Here is a 14,698-nt window from a genome sequence, read left to right on the forward strand (position 1 = left end):
AAACGCCCCGAAAAAAGACGCTCCCCCATCCGAGGACAGGGAAGCGTCCAACAAATTATTCTCCGCTCCACCGGGGCTCCGGGTCGTCGGTGAGACCCAGGAGGTAGTCGGCGGACACGTGGTAGTGGGTGCAGATGATCACAATTTTTTCCGGAGTAGTGGATACATTCCCCTGCTCCAGTTCACTGATCTGGCTTTTTTTGACCAGGAGCAGTTCGCCCAAGTCGCTTTGAGTCTCTCCGCACTGTTTTCGGAGCTTTCGCAGTCTCTGACCAAATAAGGTTCGTGAAAACATAAAACACCTCTTGACAAAGGAATTTTAAACGAATATACTTGATTTGTCAAAAGTTCTGTAAAAATGGAATTTTGGAGATTTTAATGATGAATGAAATGTTATCTGAAATTTTTGAACTGGAATATGAGGAAATATTCCAAATCTCCCCCCAGTGTAAGGACCTGAATAATCAGGCATACCCCATGTATGAACAGATTCAGCAGGCCTTTGGAATCGACTTCGCCGACCGCTTCGGGCAGCTGAACAGCGACATGGAGGAGCTCTCCGGAAAGCTTCTGTTCCAGCGGGGCTTCTATCTGGGAGCCCGGCTGATGCTGGACGTGCTGGAGTGTGGGGAGAGGGCCTAATTTTCCTCGCCGCTGGACTGCAGGACCTCCTCGGGCAGGCTCTGGTCGGTGAGCACCTCGTCCGCCTTCATAGTCTGGTGGCTGCGGGAGTGGTAGGTGTGCCCGGCGGACTGAATCTGGACGGTGTCCACCCCCTCCACCTGGCTGAGGGTGAGCACCAGACAGTAGTCGGCCAGGGTGAGGGAGATGTCTGCCAGCCCGCCGTACTGCTCGGAAAAGTTCAGAGTGAGCAGCCCGTCCTCCAGCTCCCAGCTCTGGAGGGAGAGCCCCTGAGGGAAGGGGGAGACCAGGCCGCCCTGGGTGGGGCCGGCCAGCAGAGCGTTCACCAGCTCCTCCACCCCGGGGCCGGAGGGGCCCAGGTAGGGCTGGCTCTGGATGGCGGGGCCATGGAGCTGGCTGTGGTCATTGGGGTCGGTGCAGAAATACAGCAGCACCCCCGAATTCTCTCCCCCGGCGCCGCAGCCGGGCAGCAGGAGGGCGAGGGATACCGCCAGGGACAGCAGCAGACGCTTCACAGGTCCTCACCTCCCACCTCAGGCGTCTCACAGGGGAAGCCCACAGTGAACACGCTGCCCTCGGGCTCCCGGCGCTGGGCGGTGACCCAGCCCCCGTGGCGGCGCACCGTGTCCCGCACGATGGACAGCCCCAGGCCGGTGCCCCCCGCCGCCCGGGAGCGGGCCTTGTCCACCCGGTAGAAGCGGTTGAACACCTTGGGCAGCTCCTCCTCCGGGATGCCAATGCCCGTGTCCGCCACCTCAAAGAGCACCTGGTCCCCGTTCCGGCGGGTGGAGACGAACACCTTGCCCCCGGGGAAGTTATATTTGACGGCGTTTTCAATCAGGTTGAAGCAGATCTGATACAGGTCGTCCTCGGTGCACCGGAGGGTGCAGCCGCTCTTCCAGGTGGTCTCGATGGTCACCTGGGCGGCGTCGGCCACCGGCAGGAGCATGGAGACCGCCCTGCGGCCCACGGCGGACAGGTCCACAATATAGGTCTCGCCCACCGGCAGGCTGTCCAGCCGGGTGAGGGACAGCAGATGCTCGGTGATGCGGGTGAGGCGCTCGGCCTCCTCCCCGATGTCGCTGACAAAGTCCTGGACAGTTTCCCGGTCCATCTCCTGGTTCTGGAGGATGGAGTCGGCCAGCAGGCGGATGGAGGCCAGGGGGGTCTTCAGCTCGTGGGAGGCGTCGGAGACAAAGCGGCGGCGGACCTCCTCGGTGGTTTGAAGGCGGTCGGTGAGCTGGTTGAACTCCTCCGCCAGATGGGCCAGCTCGTCCTTTCCCGCCGGCTGGAGCCGGTGGCCGTACTCCCCCTCGCCCACGATGCGGATGGCCCGGAGCAGGGCCCCGATGCGGGAGGTGAGCACCTTGGAGAAGAAGAAGCTGACCAGCAGGGCAATGACCATCAGCACCAGGGAGATGGTGCGCAGGTTCTGCTGCAGGCTCATGAGCAGCGTCCCCTGGGTGTTGTCCCAGTCGCAGATGTAGATGCCTCCGATGGTCATGCCCCGGTACAAAATGGGGGCGGCGGCAGTGGAGAGAAACACCCCGTCCTCATAGTGGGTGTAGAGCACGTCGTTCCCCTGGAGGGCCAGGGCCACCTCCTGAAACAGGGCGTACTGATAGGACGGCTGGGCGGAGGCGGCGCCTCCGCCGGCGTCCGGAGGGGACTGGGCGGAGGACGCATCCCCCTCGCTCTCCTGGCCCTGGGTGAGGCTGTCGTACAGGATCAGCCCCGAGGGGTCGGTGACCAGAATGCGCTCCAGTCCCATGTTGTCCAGCATGTTCATCACCCGGGCCACCTGGTCGGCAGAGAGGGTCTCCAACTCCATGAGGGCGGAGGACATGACCGCGATCTGACTGCGCAGGGAGTCCTCCTTGGAGGAGATCAGCAGATTCTGGGAGGCGATCAGGGGGTAGGTGTTCAGCAGAACCAGCACCATCGCCAGCAGGGCCAGGTAGCTCAGGGCGTACTTGACCTGGAGGCGGGAGAAAAAGGGGATCTTCTGTTTTTCCTTGGATTTGGCCGACGGTTCCGGCATGGCGTGTCTCATCCTCTCTTGGAACAGGTGGTCACCGGCCGGAAGAGCCGGAGGAGCTCCCCTGACTGCTCAGGTAGTAGCCCACCCCCCACTTGGTGCGGATGTATTCCGGATTGGCCGGGTCCAGCTCCAGCTTTTCCCGCAGGCGGCGGATGTGCACGTCCACCGTACGGTAGTCCCCGATATACTCATAGCCCCATACCACATTGAGCAGGTTCTCCCGGCTGTACACCCGGCCGGGGTTGCGCATCAGCAGCTCCATCAGGTCGAACTCCTTGGCGGTCAAATCCACCGGCTTGCCGTCCTTCCAGGCGGAGCGCTCGCTGGGGTCCAGGCGGATGTGGCCCACGGTGAGGGCGCCCCGCCCCGCCTGGCGCTGGCCCGCTGCTCCGGAGCGGCGCAGCAGGGCCCGTACCCGGGCCTTCAGCTCCAGAATGTTGAAGGGCTTGGTGATATAGTCGTCCGCCCCGCACTCAAAGCCGATGATCTTGTCCGTGTCCTCGCTGCGGGCGGTGAGCATGATGATGGGCACGTTAGAGAACTCCCGGATGCGCATGCAGGCCTGGAGCCCGTCGATCTTGGGCATCATCAGGTCCAGAATGATCAGGTCGAAATTCCCCTCCCGGGCCAGCTCCACCGCTTCCTCGCCGTCGTAGCCGGTCTCCACCTGATAGCCCTCGTTTTTCAAATTGAAGGTAATTCCCTTGACCAGGACCTTCTCGTCATCTACGACTAGTATTTTTGCCATGATATAAAACTCCTTGCTTTCTTTAGGCGGTTACCTAGAACCGGCCCTCGGGCGGCTGACAGCCGCCCCTACATAAAAGGTGGGACTGCCCGTAGGGGCGGGTATTACCCGCCCGTTGCCTCCGCTGTCTCTGCCGCGCCCCCCGCCGCCACATAGGGCCGCAGGTTCTCCAGCGTGACCTCCCCGATGCCGGAGACAGAGAGCAGGTCGTCCACGCTCTGAAAGGGGCCGTGCTCCTCACGGTAGGCCAGAATGGCCTCCGCCTTGGCGGGGCCGATGCCGGGCAGCCGGTCCAGGTCATAGGCGTCGGCGGCGTTCAGGTCGATGACCTCGTCGGGCAGCAGACTGTCCGGGCGCTCCCCCTCGGCGGGGGCCTCCTCAAGGGCCGGGTCCGGGGCGGAGGGCTCCTGCGGGGCGGATACCGTGACGGTGTAGGGCTCGGAAGTATTCTGCCCGGCCAGGAACCAGCCGCCGGTGAACAGCACGAAACCGGCGGTGAGGAGAAGCACTCCTTTTTCAAACCGGGAAATTCCAGCCATTTTTCTCCCTCCTGGTGCTTGCGGGGATGGATTCGGTTTGCTATAATGAGGTTTACAGAATATTGATCCCGGCGGTGTGCCGGAGATTCTTTTCTATTATATCATACATATGGAGAATTGCCCAATGAAAAAATGCCGTTTTCCCAGCCTTCTGGCGGCGGTGATCCTTCTGGCCGCCCTGTTCCTGCCCATGTCCGCCGCCGCGGTGGAGGACCCGGGCCTCACCTGCCGCAACGCTATCCTCATCGACGCCACCTACGACGAGGTGCTCTATGACAAGGGGGCCTATGACAAGGTGTACCCCGCCAGCATCACCAAGGTGATGACCGCCCTGCTGGTGCTGGAGGCGGTGGACGCGGGGCAGCTGACCCTGGACACCCCCATCACCGCCACGGCGGAGGCCCTGGAGGTGCCCGAGGGCAGCTCCACCGCCAAAATTCAGGTGGGAGATACCTACACCCTGGAGCAGTACCTGTACTGCCTGCTCCTCCCCTCGGGCAACGAGGTGGCCCAGATCCTGGCCATTGCGGTGGACGGGAGCGTGGAGGCATTTGTGGAGCACATGAACCAGCGGGCGGAGGAGCTGGGCTGTGAGGGGACCCACTTCGCAAATCCCCACGGCTACCACGACGACAACCACTATACCACCGCCTACGACATCACCCGCTTTATGAAGGCGGCCATGGAGTACGACCTGTTCCAGACCATCCTCACCAGCCCCAACTACACCCTTCCCGCCAACGGTGTGTCGGAGGAGCGGATCATCCGCAACACCAACGCCCTCACCTCCAACTGGACCTACACCCAATATCTGTACGGCCCGGGCACCGGAGGCAAGACGGGCACCACCGACGAGGCGGGCAACTGCCTGGTGGAGACCGCCCGAAAGGGGGATATGTACCTGATCTCCGTCATCCTGGGGGCGGAAGAGGTGAAGCAGGTGGACGGCAGCACGGACGCCCGCCAGTTCAGCGAGACCATCAAGCTGCTGAACTGGGGCTTTGATAACTTTCAGCGAGTCACCCTGTCTCCGGACGAGACCCTGGTGACCAAAGTGAAGGTGAACCTGTCCACCCAGGCGGACGAGGTAAACGTAAAGCCTCTGGGCTCCATCACCCGGACCCTGCCCAAGGACATCGACCTGGAGCAGGTGGAGATGGTTCCCTCCTTATTCAGCGAGAGCGTGGACGCCCCCGTGGAGGCGGGCCAGGTGCTGGGCATCCTGACCATCCGCTATGACGGGACGGAATACGGCCGGCTGGACCTGGTGGCGGACACGGCGGTGGAGCGCTCGGATTTCCTCTATTACAAGCACCAGGTGGAGACCTTCTTCCAGAATGCGGGGGTGCGCCTGCTCCTGGTGGTGGTGCTGGTCATCGTGGTGATCGTCCTGCTGCGGGTGCTGGTGTTCCGGAAGCGCCGGCGCTACCGCTCCGGCGTAGGCATGGGCGCGGGCCGGCGGGGCCACTACAGCGGACGCCGCAGAAGATAAAAGAACAACACAGCCACCGGCGTTGCCGGTGGCTGTGTTTCAGCTTGTCAAAAAAGCCCTCCTGCAAGGAGTTCCGTCGTCCGCAGACGACGGAATAAGATCTAATCTCGTCATTTTCGAGGACATGTGCCTCGGAAATGACACCTCTCACGAAATTTTGACCGACAATTTCGCAAGAAATCGAGGTTGAAATTTCGTGCAGCCCCATTCAAAAAAGTGACTTTGCCACTTTTTTGACAGTCTGCAACACAGCCACCGGCGTTGCCGGTGGCTGTGTTTTACTGCTGAGCCGTTTTCAGGGCCTGGGCGATTTGATCCGGGCAGGAGGTGGGCTTGTTTCCGCACCGGATGCCCTCCATCCGCCGGACGGCCTCGTCCACCGGCATTCCCCGCAGCAGGCTGGAGATGCCCTGCAGGTTGCCATGACAGCCGCCGACGACCTGGACGGACTGGATGACGCCGTCCTCCACCTGAATGGTAAAGGCCCGGGAGCAGACGCCCCGGGGCGTGTACTGAATGGTCATAGTGATGATGCGCCTCCTTGCTTTTACAGGGTCTAAAAAGATGGATCGGCTTTTATTATAGAGGAAACGGGCGAAAAAAACAAGGCGGACCTGAACGCTGTTCTCTGGTCCGCCTCTTAGAATTCCTGGTACAAATTATCCTCTTTTCTGGTGCGTGCGCGGGGGTTCCGCGGGGTGGCTGGGGGAACGGGGGTGCGCTCAACCCTCCCGCTGCTGGAGCTGGAGCCGGTCGGCGATCATGGCGATGAACTCGCTGTTGGTGGGTTTTCCTTTCACGTTGGAGACGGTGTAACCGAAGTATTTTTGAAGGGTCTCCAGGTCGCCCCGGTCCCAGGCCACCTCGATGGCGTGGCGGATGGCCCGCTCCACCCGGGAGGCGGTGGTGCCGAAGCGCTTGGCAACCTCGGGATAGAGAACCTTGGTCACCGCGTTGATGACCTCCATGTCGTCCACGGCGATGAGGATGGCCTCCCGGAGATACTGGTAGCCTTTGATATGGGCGGGGACGCCCACCTCATGGATAATGGAGGTGACCAGGGTCTCCAGACTGTGGGAGCGGCTCTTGTCCTCCTCCATGGCGTCAAAAGTGGTGAGCTGCCGGATGCGGGCGCAGATGGTGCTGAATTTGCAGGGCTTGACCATGAAGTGGTCGGCCCCATTGGCGGCGGCCAGGTCGGCGATGGCCCCGTGGATGTAGCTGGACAGCACCAGAATCCGGGGACGGTGCTCCGGGGGAAGCTCCCGCAGCTGCTCCAGCACTTCGATCCCGTCCATGCTGGAGAGCACCATCTCCATGACCACTGCGTCGGGCTGGAGGGTTCGAACCATCTCCAGCAGCTGCTGGCCGTCGCCCGTCTCGCCCACTACTTCCATGTCCGATTCGTTTTGAAGCGCCTCGATCAGATGGCGCCGGAATTCGTCGCTGGTGTCCGCTACCAGCAGTCGTTTGGCATACTCCATATTTGCTCTTCTCCTCCTGGAATGATATGACCGGCCCGCCGGATACGCCCGGAGCGGCCAAGTAAAATGTATCATAATCAGACAGGATATGCAAGGCGTTTTTGCCAAAAAATGGAATAAAAAGTTTCGACAAGTTCCGACGAACCCTTCTGTTTCAGGGAATTTTCAGAAAATTCGATTTCTTCATCCAGAAAATATTTTTCAGAAAGGATTAGAATAAAACTGTCGTTTTGTTTGATCAAAAAATTGCGGCGGGGGTTGACAGGGCGGGGGAAATTGTGTATGATACAGAAAATTAAACCGTTGAAGCGGAGATAACGGCAGTCACGCCTTTACAGAGAGCCCGGGGAGCTGAGAGCTGGGTAAGAAACGAACTGTCAAATGGACCGCTGAGGGCGCAGTCAAAGGCCGGAGTTCCGGCCGAGTATTCTGCGACGTGTGGGCATACGTCAGTTGCCGGGGGTATGTTGGTACTCCGCTAAGGGCACGGCCGGTGGAAGGGCCGTGAAGCAAGGTGGCACCGCGAGCGTAAGGATACGCCCGTCCTTGACAAATTGTCAGGGACGGGCGTTTTTGCATTTCGTCCCGGAAAAAAGGAGGTCTTTCCATGTACTATCCCACGTTGAAGGAGGCCAGAACCCTGGCCGCCTCCGGACCTTACCGGGAGATTCCGGTGGCCCGGGAGCTGCTCAGCGACTTCCTCACCCCCATCCAGGCCCTGCGCATTCTCCGGGCCCGGGACAACCACTGCTTTCTGCTGGAGTCCGCCGCCGACCAGGAGGGCTGGGGCCGCTGGACCTTCCTGGGGTTTGAGCCCGAGCTGGAAATCACGGCCAAGGACGGGGTGGTGCAGCTCCGGGACGGGGAGCGGACCTCCAGCCGCATTCAGCGCCCGGGGGAGGCCCTGCGGCAGATTCTCTCCGAACACAAAAGCCCCAAGATCCCCGGCCAGCCCCCCTTCACCGGCGGACTGGTGGGCTACTTCTCCTATGACTACATGAAGTACGCCGAGCCAACCCTCCGCCTCACGGGGGAGGACCAGGAGAAGTTCAAGGATATGGATCTGATGCTGTTCCGCAGCGTCATCGCCTTTGACAACTTCCGGCAGAAGCTCATCCTGATCACCAACGCGGACGCCTCCGACCTGGATGAGACCTACCCCGCCGCCTGCGCCCAGCTGGACCGGATGGCCGAGCTCCTCCGCCACGGGGCCCCCGCCCCCCGGCTGCCGGCCTGGCTCACCACGCCGGTGGAGGCCCTGTTCAGCCGGGAGCAGTTCTGCTCCATGGTGGAGCAGGCCAAGCACTATATCCGGGAGGGGGATATCTTCCAGGTGGTGCTGTCCAACCGGCTGGAGGCCGGGTTTGAGGGGTCATTGCTGGACGTGTACCGCATCCTGCGCACCATCAATCCCTCCCCCTACCTGTTCTACTTCACCAGCGACGACATGGAGCTGGCCGGGGCGTCTCCCGAGACATTGGTGAAGCTGGAGGACGGGGTGCTCCACACCTTCCCCCTGGCGGGTACCCGGCCCCGGGGAAGGACAGCGGAGGAGGATAAGCGGCTGGAAGAAGAACTCCTGTCGGACGAAAAGGAGCTGGCCGAACACAACATGCTGGTGGACCTGGGGCGGAACGACATCGGGAAGATCAGCCGCTTCGGCTCCGTACAGGTGGAGAAGTACCTGGCCATCGAGCGCTTCTCCCACGTCATGCACATCGGCTCCACCGTCCGGGGGGAGCTGCGGGAGGACTGCGACGCGGTGGACGCCATCGACGCCATTCTCCCGGCGGGCACTTTGTCGGGAGCCCCAAAGCTGCGGGCGGCGGAGATCATCGACCAGCTGGAACACAACAAGCGGGGGGTGTACGGCGGGGCCATCGGCTACCTGGACTTTACCGGCAACCTGGACGCCTGCATCGCCATCCGCCTGGCCTTCGCAAAAAATGGGAAGGTGTTCATCCGCTCCGGAGCGGGCATTGTGGCCGACTCGGAGCCGGAGAAGGAGTACCAGGAGTGCATCAACAAGGCAAAAGCCGTGGTCCGGGCCCTGGAGCTGGCCCAGAAAGAGAGGGACCTATGATTCTGCTCATCGACAACTATGACAGCTTTTCCTACAACCTGTACCAGCTGGTGGGGAGCCTCAGCCCGGACATCCAGGTGGTGCGCAATGACCAGGTGACGGTGGCGGACATCCGGGAAAAAGCCCCAAGCCATTTAATTGTATCCCCCGGCCCCGGCCGCCCGGCGGACGCCGGGGTGTGTGAGGCGGCCATTCGGGAGCTCTCGGAGGAGCTTCCCATTTTGGGGGTGTGCCTGGGACACCAGGCCATCTGTGAGGCCTTCGGGGGCGTGGTGTCCTACGCCAAGGAGCTCATGCACGGCAAGTCCTCCCAGGTGGCGCTGGATTTGAACTGCCCCCTGTTCCGGGGGCTGCCGGACACCATCCAGGCGGCCCGGTATCATTCCCTGGCGGCGGTGGAGGACACCCTGCCGGAGTGCCTGACCGTCACCGCCCGAACCGACGACGGGGAGGTGATGGCGGTGCAATATAAGGACCGCCCCGTCTATGGATTGCAGTTCCACCCGGAGTCCATTCTCACGCCGGAGGGGCGTCAAATCGTAAAAAATTTTTTGGAGGGATAAGTCATGATTAAGGAAGCCATTGTAAAGATCGTCAGCAAGGAGGACCTGACCTACGACGAGGCCTATACCGTGATGAACGAGATCATGAGCGGCCAGACCTCCCCCACCCAGAACGCCGCCTTCCTGGCCGCCCTGTCCACCAAGAGCGCCCGGGCGGAGACCACCGACGAGATCGCCGGCTGTGCCGCCGCCATGCGCGCCCACGCCGTCCAGGTGGACACGGGCATGGAGGTCTTCGAGATCGTGGGCACCGGCGGGGACAACGCCCACAGCTTCAACATCTCCACCACCTCCGGACTGGTTGCCGCGGCGGGAGGAGTGAAGGTGGCCAAGCACGGCAACCGGGCGGCCTCCTCCCAGTGCGGCACGGCGGACTGTCTGGAGGCCCTGGGGGTGAACATCCAGCAGAGCCCCCAGCGGTGCATCCAGCTGCTGAAGGAAGTGGGCATGTGCTTCTTCTTCGCCCAGAAGTACCACACCTCCATGAAGTACGTGGGGGCCATCCGCAAGGAGCTGGGCTTCCGCACCGTATTCAACATCCTGGGTCCCCTCACCAACCCAGGGAAACCCTCCATGCAGCTGCTGGGGGTGTACGACGACTACCTGGTGGCTCCCCTGGCCCAGGTGCTCATCAACCTGGGGGTCCGGCGGGGCATGGTGGTCTACGGCCAGGATAAGCTGGACGAGATCTCCATGAGTGCCCCCACCTCCGTGTGTGAGATCAAGGACGGCTGGTTCAGGGCCTATACCATCGCCCCCGAGGACTTCGGCCTGAAACGCTGTACCCGGGAGGAGCTGCGGGGGGGCACCCCGGCGGAGAACGCCCAGATTGTCCGGGCCATTCTCTCCGGCACGGAGCGGGGGCCCAAACGGGACGCGGTGCTCCTCAATGCCGGGGCCTCCCTGTACATCGGGGGCAAGGCGGACGCCATGCAGGACGGCGTGGCCCTTGCCGGGGAGCTCATCGACTCCGGCAGGGCACTGGAGACGCTGGAGAATCTCATCGCCGTGAGCAATCTCCCCGAGGAGGCTCAGACATGACCATTTTAGACCAGCTGGCCGACCACGCCCGGGAGCGGGTGGCGGCGGACCAGGCGGAGAACAGCCTGGACGTGCTCCAGGCCCAGTGCCGCGCCCTGGGGCGGGGGAGAGGAGAGCGCTTTCGGGCTGCCCTGGAAAAGCCGGAGCTCTCGTTTATCTGCGAGGTAAAGAAGGCCTCCCCCTCCAAGGGGGTCATCGCGAAAGAATTTCCCTATCTGGACATTGCAAGGGACTATGAACGCGCCGGGGCGGACGCCATCTCCTGCCTGACAGAGCCCAAGTGGTTTTTGGGCTCCGACCAGATTTTTCGGGAGATTCGGGGGGCGGTGGACACCCCCATGCTCCGCAAGGACTTCACGGTGGACCCCTACCAGCTTTACCAGGCGAGACTCATGGGGGCGGACTGTGTGCTGCTCATCTGCGCCCTGCTGGACACGAAAACTCTGGAGCGGTATCTGACCATCTGCCACGACTTGGGCCTGTCCGCCCTGGTAGAGGCCCACGACGAGAAGGAGGTTGCCTCCGCCGTGTCCGCCGGAGCGGAGATTATCGGGGTGAACAATCGGAATTTAAAGGACTTCTCGGTGAACTTTGACAACGCCGCCCGGCTGCGGGACCAGATTCCTCCCGGGGTGCTGTATGTGGCGGAGAGCGGCGTCCATCGGCCCGAGGACATATCGGCGGTGCGCTCCATGGGGGCGGACGGGGTGCTCATCGGAGAGGCCCTCATGCGCTCGAAAGACAAGGGGGCCATGCTGGCAGCCTTCCGGGAGGCGGCCAGATGACCCGCATCAAGATCTGCGGCCTGAGCCGCCCCCAGGACGTGGCCTATGTCAATCAGGCCAAGCCCGACTGGTGCGGCTTTGTGGTGAACTTTCCCAAGAGCCGCCGCAGCGTCACCCCAGACCAGCTCCGGGCCCTGCGGCGGGAGCTGGACCCGTCGGTGGTCCCCGTAGGGGTATTTGTGGACCAGCCGGTGGAGGTAGTGACAGATCTGCTGAATCGTGGTATCATCTCCATAGCACAGCTCCACGGCGGCGAGGACGAGGATTACACAGCCGCCCTGCGGGCGGCGGCCCCGGGAAAGGAGATCTGGAAGGCCTTTCAGGTCCACGAACCCGCCGATCTGGAGCGGGCCATCGCCTTCCCGGCGGACCGGATTTTATTGGACAGCGGCCAGGGCACCGGGAGAGCCTTCGACTGGTCCCTGCTGAGACACTTTCCCCGGCCCTACCTGCTGGCGGGAGGGCTGGACCCGGAGAATTTACCCACGGCCATCCGCACCCTGCACCCCTATGGGGTGGACCTGTCCAGCGGGGTGGAGACGGACGGTTTTAAGAATTTTGCAAAAATACAGGCGGCGGTGGCCGCCGCAAGAGAGGAATGAGCACATGTCCAAGGGACGATTTGGCATCCACGGCGGTCAGTACATCCCCGAAACCCTGATGAACGCGGTCAACGAGCTGGAGGAGGCCTACAACCACTACAAAGACGACCCGGAGTTCCAGGCGGAGCTCACGGAGCTGCTGAATGAATATGCCGGGCGGCCCTCCCGGCTCTACTATGCCCGGCGCATGACCGAGGACCTGGGGGGCGCGAAGATCTACCTGAAGCGGGAGGACCTGAACCACACCGGGGCCCACAAGATCAACAACGTGCTGGGTCAGGCCCTGCTGGCCAAGAAGATGGGCAAGACCCGCCTCATCGCCGAGACGGGCGCGGGGCAGCACGGAGTGGCCACCGCCACGGCGGCGGCCCTCTTCGGTATGGAGTGCGTGGTGTTCATGGGGGAGGAGGACACCCGCCGCCAGGCCCTGAATGTATACAAAATGCGGCTGCTGGGGGCCACGGTGGTACCGGTGACCTCGGGCACCGCCACCTTGAAGGACGCCTGCTCCGCCGCCTTCCGGGAGTGGACCACCCGCATCGCGGACACCCACTACTGCCTGGGCTCCGTCATGGGGCCCCACCCCTTCCCCACCATGGTCCGGGACTTCCAGGCGGTGATCTCTAAGGAGATCAAGGAGCAGCTCCAGGAGAAGGAGGGAAAGCTCCCCGACGCGGTGCTGGCCTGCGTGGGGGGCGGCTCCAACGCCATCGGGGCCTTCTACCACTTCATTGAGGCCCCCTCTGTGCGGCTCATCGGCTGCGAGGCCGCGGGCCGGGGGGTGGACACCCCGGACACCGCCGCCACCATCGCCACGGGAAAACTGGGTATCTTCCACGGCATGAAGTCCTACTTCTGCCAGGATGAGTTCGGCCAGATCGCTCCGGTGTACTCCATCTCCGCCGGTCTGGACTACCCGGGCATCGGCCCGGAGCACGCCATGCTCCACGACACGGGGCGGGCGGAGTATGTGGCGGTCACCGACGAGGAGGCGGTCAGCGCCTTTGAGTACCTGAGCCGCACCGAGGGGATTATCCCCGCCATCGAGTCGGCCCACGCGGTGGCCCACGCCGTGAAGCTGGCCCCTGCCATGGGAAAGGACAAGATCATCGTCATCAACATTTCCGGCCGGGGGGACAAGGACTGCGCCGCCATCGCCCGGTACAGAGGGGAGGAGATTTCCGAATGAGCCGTATCACAGACGCGTTTTCCCACGGGAAGGCGTTTATTCCCTTTCACACCTGCGGGGACCCGGACCTGGAGACCACCGAGGCGGCTGTCCGGGCCATGGCAGCGGCGGGGGCCGACCTGATCGAGCTGGGCATCCCCTTCTCCGATCCCACCGCCGAGGGGCCGGTGATTCAGGCCGCCAACCAGCGGGCACTGGCCTCCGGGACCACCACCGACAAGATCTTTGAAATGGTCCGCCGCCTGCGGAAGGATGTGACCACCCCCATGGTGTTCATGACCTACGCCAACGTGGTGTTCTCCTACGGCACGGAGCGGTTTGTTTCCACGGCGGCGGAGGCCGGCATGGACGGACTCATTCTCCCAGACGTGCCCTACGAGGAGAAGGGAGAGTTCGCCCCGGTGTGCCGGAAATACGGCCTGGATTTCATCTCCCTCATTGCGCCCACCTCAGAGGGACGCATCGCTATGATTGCCCGGGAGGCGGAGGGGTTCCTCTACTGCGTCTCTTCCATGGGGGTGACCGGCGTGCGGGGGGAGATCACCACTGATGTGGGACGGATGGTCCGCCTGGCCAAGGAGGCCAACCCGGACCTCCCCTGTGCCGTAGGCTTCGGCGTCTCCACTCCGGACCAGGCGGCCGCCCTGGCCCATACGGCCGACGGAGTGATTGTGGGTTCCGCCATCGTTACGCTGGCCCAGCAGTATGGCCGGGAGGCGGTTCCCCATATCCGGGACTATGTAGCGGACATGAAGGCCGCCCTCTCCCGTCCCTGAGCGAAGCTGAAAGCCCCTGGAACGGTTCGTGTGAACCGTTCCAGGGGCTTTTCTGTTAAGATAACGTCAACTGCCCTTTGTGGACGGCGGCAGGGAGGGCGGAAGCTGGTCTTCGGAGGTCACAGAACCCCGGTGATCCGGTAACCGGCCTTTTCCACCCGCTGTTTGATCTGCCCGTCGTCCACCGGCTGGGAGTAGAGGACTGTCAGAAGGCCCCTTTTCCAGTCGGCACGGCCCGCCGCGCCGTGGATGTCGTTGACGGCCTCCTCCACCCGCACCTTGCAGTGCTCGCAGTGCATCCCCTCCACCCGGAAGGTTTTCTCTCCCGTCACATGGGACAGTTTTTTCTTCCGCGGCCGGTAGCTTCCCCCGCCGCAGCAGCCGCCTTCTCCCTTGAAGTGGCGTATGGTGTACCAGATCCCCACGGCGACGGCGGCCGTCAGGAGGACAATCAGAATGACGTTTTCCATGGTGGATCAGACTCCTCCCTGTGCGGAGGGGGATGCGGCCCAAAGGCGCGCATCCCCGTTCCGGTACAGTCTCAGTGTTTTTTTGCTTGGCGGCTGTGTCCGCCGCAGGCTCCGCCTCCGCACTGCTTGGCATAGGGGCAGCCGATGCAGGTCTCGCCCCGCTTTTTTGCCCGATAGAGGTAGAGGAGGATGCCTCCAAGAATGGCCAGGACAATGGCCGCAACGATGAAATCAATCATGACG

Annotated in this window: 18 protein-coding genes; 9 read left to right on the plus strand and 9 right to left on the minus strand. The window is 62.7% G+C overall.

From position 1 onward, the window contains the following. Positions 1 to 55: 55 nt before the first annotated feature. Positions 56 to 295, minus strand: a complete 240-nt coding sequence (locus H6B31_RS03365; RefSeq protein WP_204897204.1) for a helix-turn-helix domain-containing protein — start codon at positions 293 to 295, stop codon at positions 56 to 58. Positions 296 to 390: 95 nt separating this feature from the next. On the opposite strand from H6B31_RS03365, the gene H6B31_RS03370 reads away from it, so the two are divergent. Beyond that, positions 391 to 642, plus strand: a complete 252-nt coding sequence (locus H6B31_RS03370) for a hypothetical protein (RefSeq protein WP_204897205.1) — start codon at positions 391 to 393, stop codon at positions 640 to 642. Here the strand turns inward: H6B31_RS03370 and H6B31_RS03375 are convergent. From H6B31_RS03375 to H6B31_RS03390, 4 genes are all read right to left on the minus strand, one after another. After that, positions 639 to 1,157, minus strand: coding sequence for a GerMN domain-containing protein (locus H6B31_RS03375; RefSeq protein WP_204897206.1), 519 nt, complete (start codon positions 1,155 to 1,157; stop codon positions 639 to 641). The two genes, H6B31_RS03370 and H6B31_RS03375, sit on opposite strands and share 4 nt — an antisense overlap. Next, positions 1,154 to 2,683, minus strand: a complete 1,530-nt coding sequence (locus H6B31_RS03380; protein ID WP_204897207.1) for a sensor histidine kinase — start codon at positions 2,681 to 2,683, stop codon at positions 1,154 to 1,156. The genes H6B31_RS03375 and H6B31_RS03380 overlap by 4 nt, the downstream gene beginning before the upstream one ends. A gap of 31 nt (positions 2,684 to 2,714) precedes the next feature. Continuing rightward, positions 2,715 to 3,431 (minus strand): response regulator transcription factor, encoded by a 717-nt coding sequence (locus tag H6B31_RS03385; RefSeq protein WP_204897208.1) that lies wholly within the window; start codon positions 3,429 to 3,431, stop codon positions 2,715 to 2,717. A gap of 104 nt (positions 3,432 to 3,535) precedes the next feature. Then, entirely contained in the window at positions 3,536 to 3,970 is a 435-nt protein-coding gene (locus H6B31_RS03390; RefSeq protein WP_204897209.1) for a ComEA family DNA-binding protein, read from the minus strand. Between the two features lie 124 nt (positions 3,971 to 4,094). Here H6B31_RS03390 and H6B31_RS03395 point away from each other — a divergent pair, with 124 nt between their 5' ends. After that, positions 4,095 to 5,462 carry a D-alanyl-D-alanine carboxypeptidase family protein gene (locus tag H6B31_RS03395; protein ID WP_204897210.1) on the plus strand — a complete coding sequence of 456 codons (1,368 nt, stop codon included), beginning with the start codon at positions 4,095 to 4,097 and terminating at the stop codon, positions 5,460 to 5,462. 278 nt (positions 5,463 to 5,740) lie between these two features. Here the strand turns inward: H6B31_RS03395 and H6B31_RS03400 are convergent, their stop codons facing one another. Further along, positions 5,741 to 5,986, minus strand: a complete 246-nt coding sequence (locus H6B31_RS03400; protein ID WP_204897211.1) for a TIGR03905 family TSCPD domain-containing protein — start codon at positions 5,984 to 5,986, stop codon at positions 5,741 to 5,743. A gap of 198 nt (positions 5,987 to 6,184) precedes the next feature. Then, on the minus strand, positions 6,185 to 6,946 hold the full coding sequence (gene spo0A, locus H6B31_RS03405; RefSeq protein ID WP_204897212.1) for a sporulation transcription factor Spo0A: 762 nt from the start codon (positions 6,944 to 6,946) through the stop codon (positions 6,185 to 6,187). Between the two features lie 607 nt (positions 6,947 to 7,553). Here spo0A and trpE point away from each other — a divergent pair. From trpE to trpA, 7 genes are read left to right on the plus strand one after another with little or no spacing between them, the layout of a single operon-like run. Further along, a complete protein-coding gene (gene trpE, locus H6B31_RS03410; RefSeq protein WP_204897213.1) occupies positions 7,554 to 9,029 on the plus strand; it encodes an anthranilate synthase component I in 1,476 nt (491 codons plus the stop codon). After that, positions 9,026 to 9,592 (plus strand): anthranilate synthase component II, encoded by a 567-nt coding sequence (locus tag H6B31_RS03415; protein WP_204897214.1) that lies wholly within the window; start codon positions 9,026 to 9,028, stop codon positions 9,590 to 9,592. Before trpE ends, H6B31_RS03415 begins: the two co-directional genes overlap by 4 nt. A 3-nt stretch (positions 9,593 to 9,595) precedes the next feature. Next, positions 9,596 to 10,633, plus strand: coding sequence for an anthranilate phosphoribosyltransferase (gene trpD, locus H6B31_RS03420; protein ID WP_204897215.1), 1,038 nt, complete (start codon positions 9,596 to 9,598; stop codon positions 10,631 to 10,633). Then, positions 10,630 to 11,418 (plus strand): indole-3-glycerol phosphate synthase TrpC, encoded by a 789-nt coding sequence (gene trpC / locus H6B31_RS03425; protein ID WP_204897216.1) that lies wholly within the window; start codon positions 10,630 to 10,632, stop codon positions 11,416 to 11,418. The genes trpD and trpC overlap by 4 nt, the downstream gene beginning before the upstream one ends. Then, the gene (locus H6B31_RS03430) at positions 11,415 to 12,020 is read left to right on the plus strand and encodes a phosphoribosylanthranilate isomerase (protein ID WP_204897217.1); all 606 of its coding nucleotides are present in this window, start codon (positions 11,415 to 11,417) and stop codon (positions 12,018 to 12,020) included. The genes trpC and H6B31_RS03430 overlap by 4 nt, the downstream gene beginning before the upstream one ends. Positions 12,021 to 12,024: 4 nt before the next feature. After that, the gene (trpB, locus tag H6B31_RS03435; RefSeq protein WP_204897218.1) at positions 12,025 to 13,209 is read left to right on the plus strand and encodes a tryptophan synthase subunit beta; all 1,185 of its coding nucleotides are present in this window, start codon (positions 12,025 to 12,027) and stop codon (positions 13,207 to 13,209) included. Further along, the gene (gene trpA, locus H6B31_RS03440; RefSeq protein WP_204897219.1) at positions 13,206 to 13,985 is read left to right on the plus strand and encodes a tryptophan synthase subunit alpha; all 780 of its coding nucleotides are present in this window, start codon (positions 13,206 to 13,208) and stop codon (positions 13,983 to 13,985) included. Before trpB ends, trpA begins: the two co-directional genes overlap by 4 nt. A 119-nt stretch (positions 13,986 to 14,104) precedes the next feature. Here trpA and H6B31_RS03445 read toward each other — a convergent pair whose 3' ends face one another. Then, on the minus strand, positions 14,105 to 14,455 hold the full coding sequence (locus tag H6B31_RS03445; RefSeq protein WP_204897220.1) for a heavy-metal-associated domain-containing protein: 351 nt from the start codon (positions 14,453 to 14,455) through the stop codon (positions 14,105 to 14,107). A 71-nt stretch (positions 14,456 to 14,526) separates the two neighbouring features. Then, a complete protein-coding gene (locus tag H6B31_RS03450) occupies positions 14,527 to 14,694 on the minus strand; it encodes a FeoB-associated Cys-rich membrane protein (RefSeq protein WP_204897221.1) in 168 nt (55 codons plus the stop codon). Positions 14,695 to 14,698: the final 4 nt, after the last annotated feature.

It is taken from the genome of Pseudoflavonifractor capillosus (assembly GCF_016899775.1).
Taxonomy (GTDB): domain Bacteria; phylum Bacillota; class Clostridia; order Oscillospirales; family Oscillospiraceae; genus Lawsonibacter.

Coding starts and splice junctions, on each gene's coding strand:
- H6B31_RS03365 (WP_204897204.1), bottom strand. CDS start 295: ATGTTTTCACGAACCTTATTTGGTCAGAGACTGCGAAAGCTCCGAAAA.
- H6B31_RS03370 (WP_204897205.1), top strand. CDS start 391: ATGTTATCTGAAATTTTTGAACTGGAATATGAGGAAATATTCCAAATC.
- H6B31_RS03380 (WP_204897207.1), bottom strand. CDS start 2,683: ATGCCGGAACCGTCGGCCAAATCCAAGGAAAAACAGAAGATCCCCTTT.
- H6B31_RS03385 (WP_204897208.1), bottom strand. CDS start 3,431: ATGGCAAAAATACTAGTCGTAGATGACGAGAAGGTCCTGGTCAAGGGA.
- H6B31_RS03390 (WP_204897209.1), bottom strand. CDS start 3,970: ATGGCTGGAATTTCCCGGTTTGAAAAAGGAGTGCTTCTCCTCACCGCC.
- H6B31_RS03395 (WP_204897210.1), top strand. CDS start 4,095: ATGAAAAAATGCCGTTTTCCCAGCCTTCTGGCGGCGGTGATCCTTCTG.
- H6B31_RS03400 (WP_204897211.1), bottom strand. CDS start 5,986: ATGACCATTCAGTACACGCCCCGGGGCGTCTGCTCCCGGGCCTTTACC.
- spo0A (WP_204897212.1), bottom strand. CDS start 6,946: ATGGAGTATGCCAAACGACTGCTGGTAGCGGACACCAGCGACGAATTC.
- trpE (WP_204897213.1), top strand. CDS start 7,554: ATGTACTATCCCACGTTGAAGGAGGCCAGAACCCTGGCCGCCTCCGGA.
- H6B31_RS03415 (WP_204897214.1), top strand. CDS start 9,026: ATGATTCTGCTCATCGACAACTATGACAGCTTTTCCTACAACCTGTAC.
- trpD (WP_204897215.1), top strand. CDS start 9,596: ATGATTAAGGAAGCCATTGTAAAGATCGTCAGCAAGGAGGACCTGACC.
- trpC (WP_204897216.1), top strand. CDS start 10,630: ATGACCATTTTAGACCAGCTGGCCGACCACGCCCGGGAGCGGGTGGCG.
- H6B31_RS03430 (WP_204897217.1), top strand. CDS start 11,415: ATGACCCGCATCAAGATCTGCGGCCTGAGCCGCCCCCAGGACGTGGCC.
- trpB (WP_204897218.1), top strand. CDS start 12,025: ATGTCCAAGGGACGATTTGGCATCCACGGCGGTCAGTACATCCCCGAA.
- trpA (WP_204897219.1), top strand. CDS start 13,206: ATGAGCCGTATCACAGACGCGTTTTCCCACGGGAAGGCGTTTATTCCC.
- H6B31_RS03445 (WP_204897220.1), bottom strand. CDS start 14,455: ATGGAAAACGTCATTCTGATTGTCCTCCTGACGGCCGCCGTCGCCGTG.
- H6B31_RS03450 (WP_204897221.1), bottom strand. CDS start 14,694: ATGATTGATTTCATCGTTGCGGCCATTGTCCTGGCCATTCTTGGAGGC.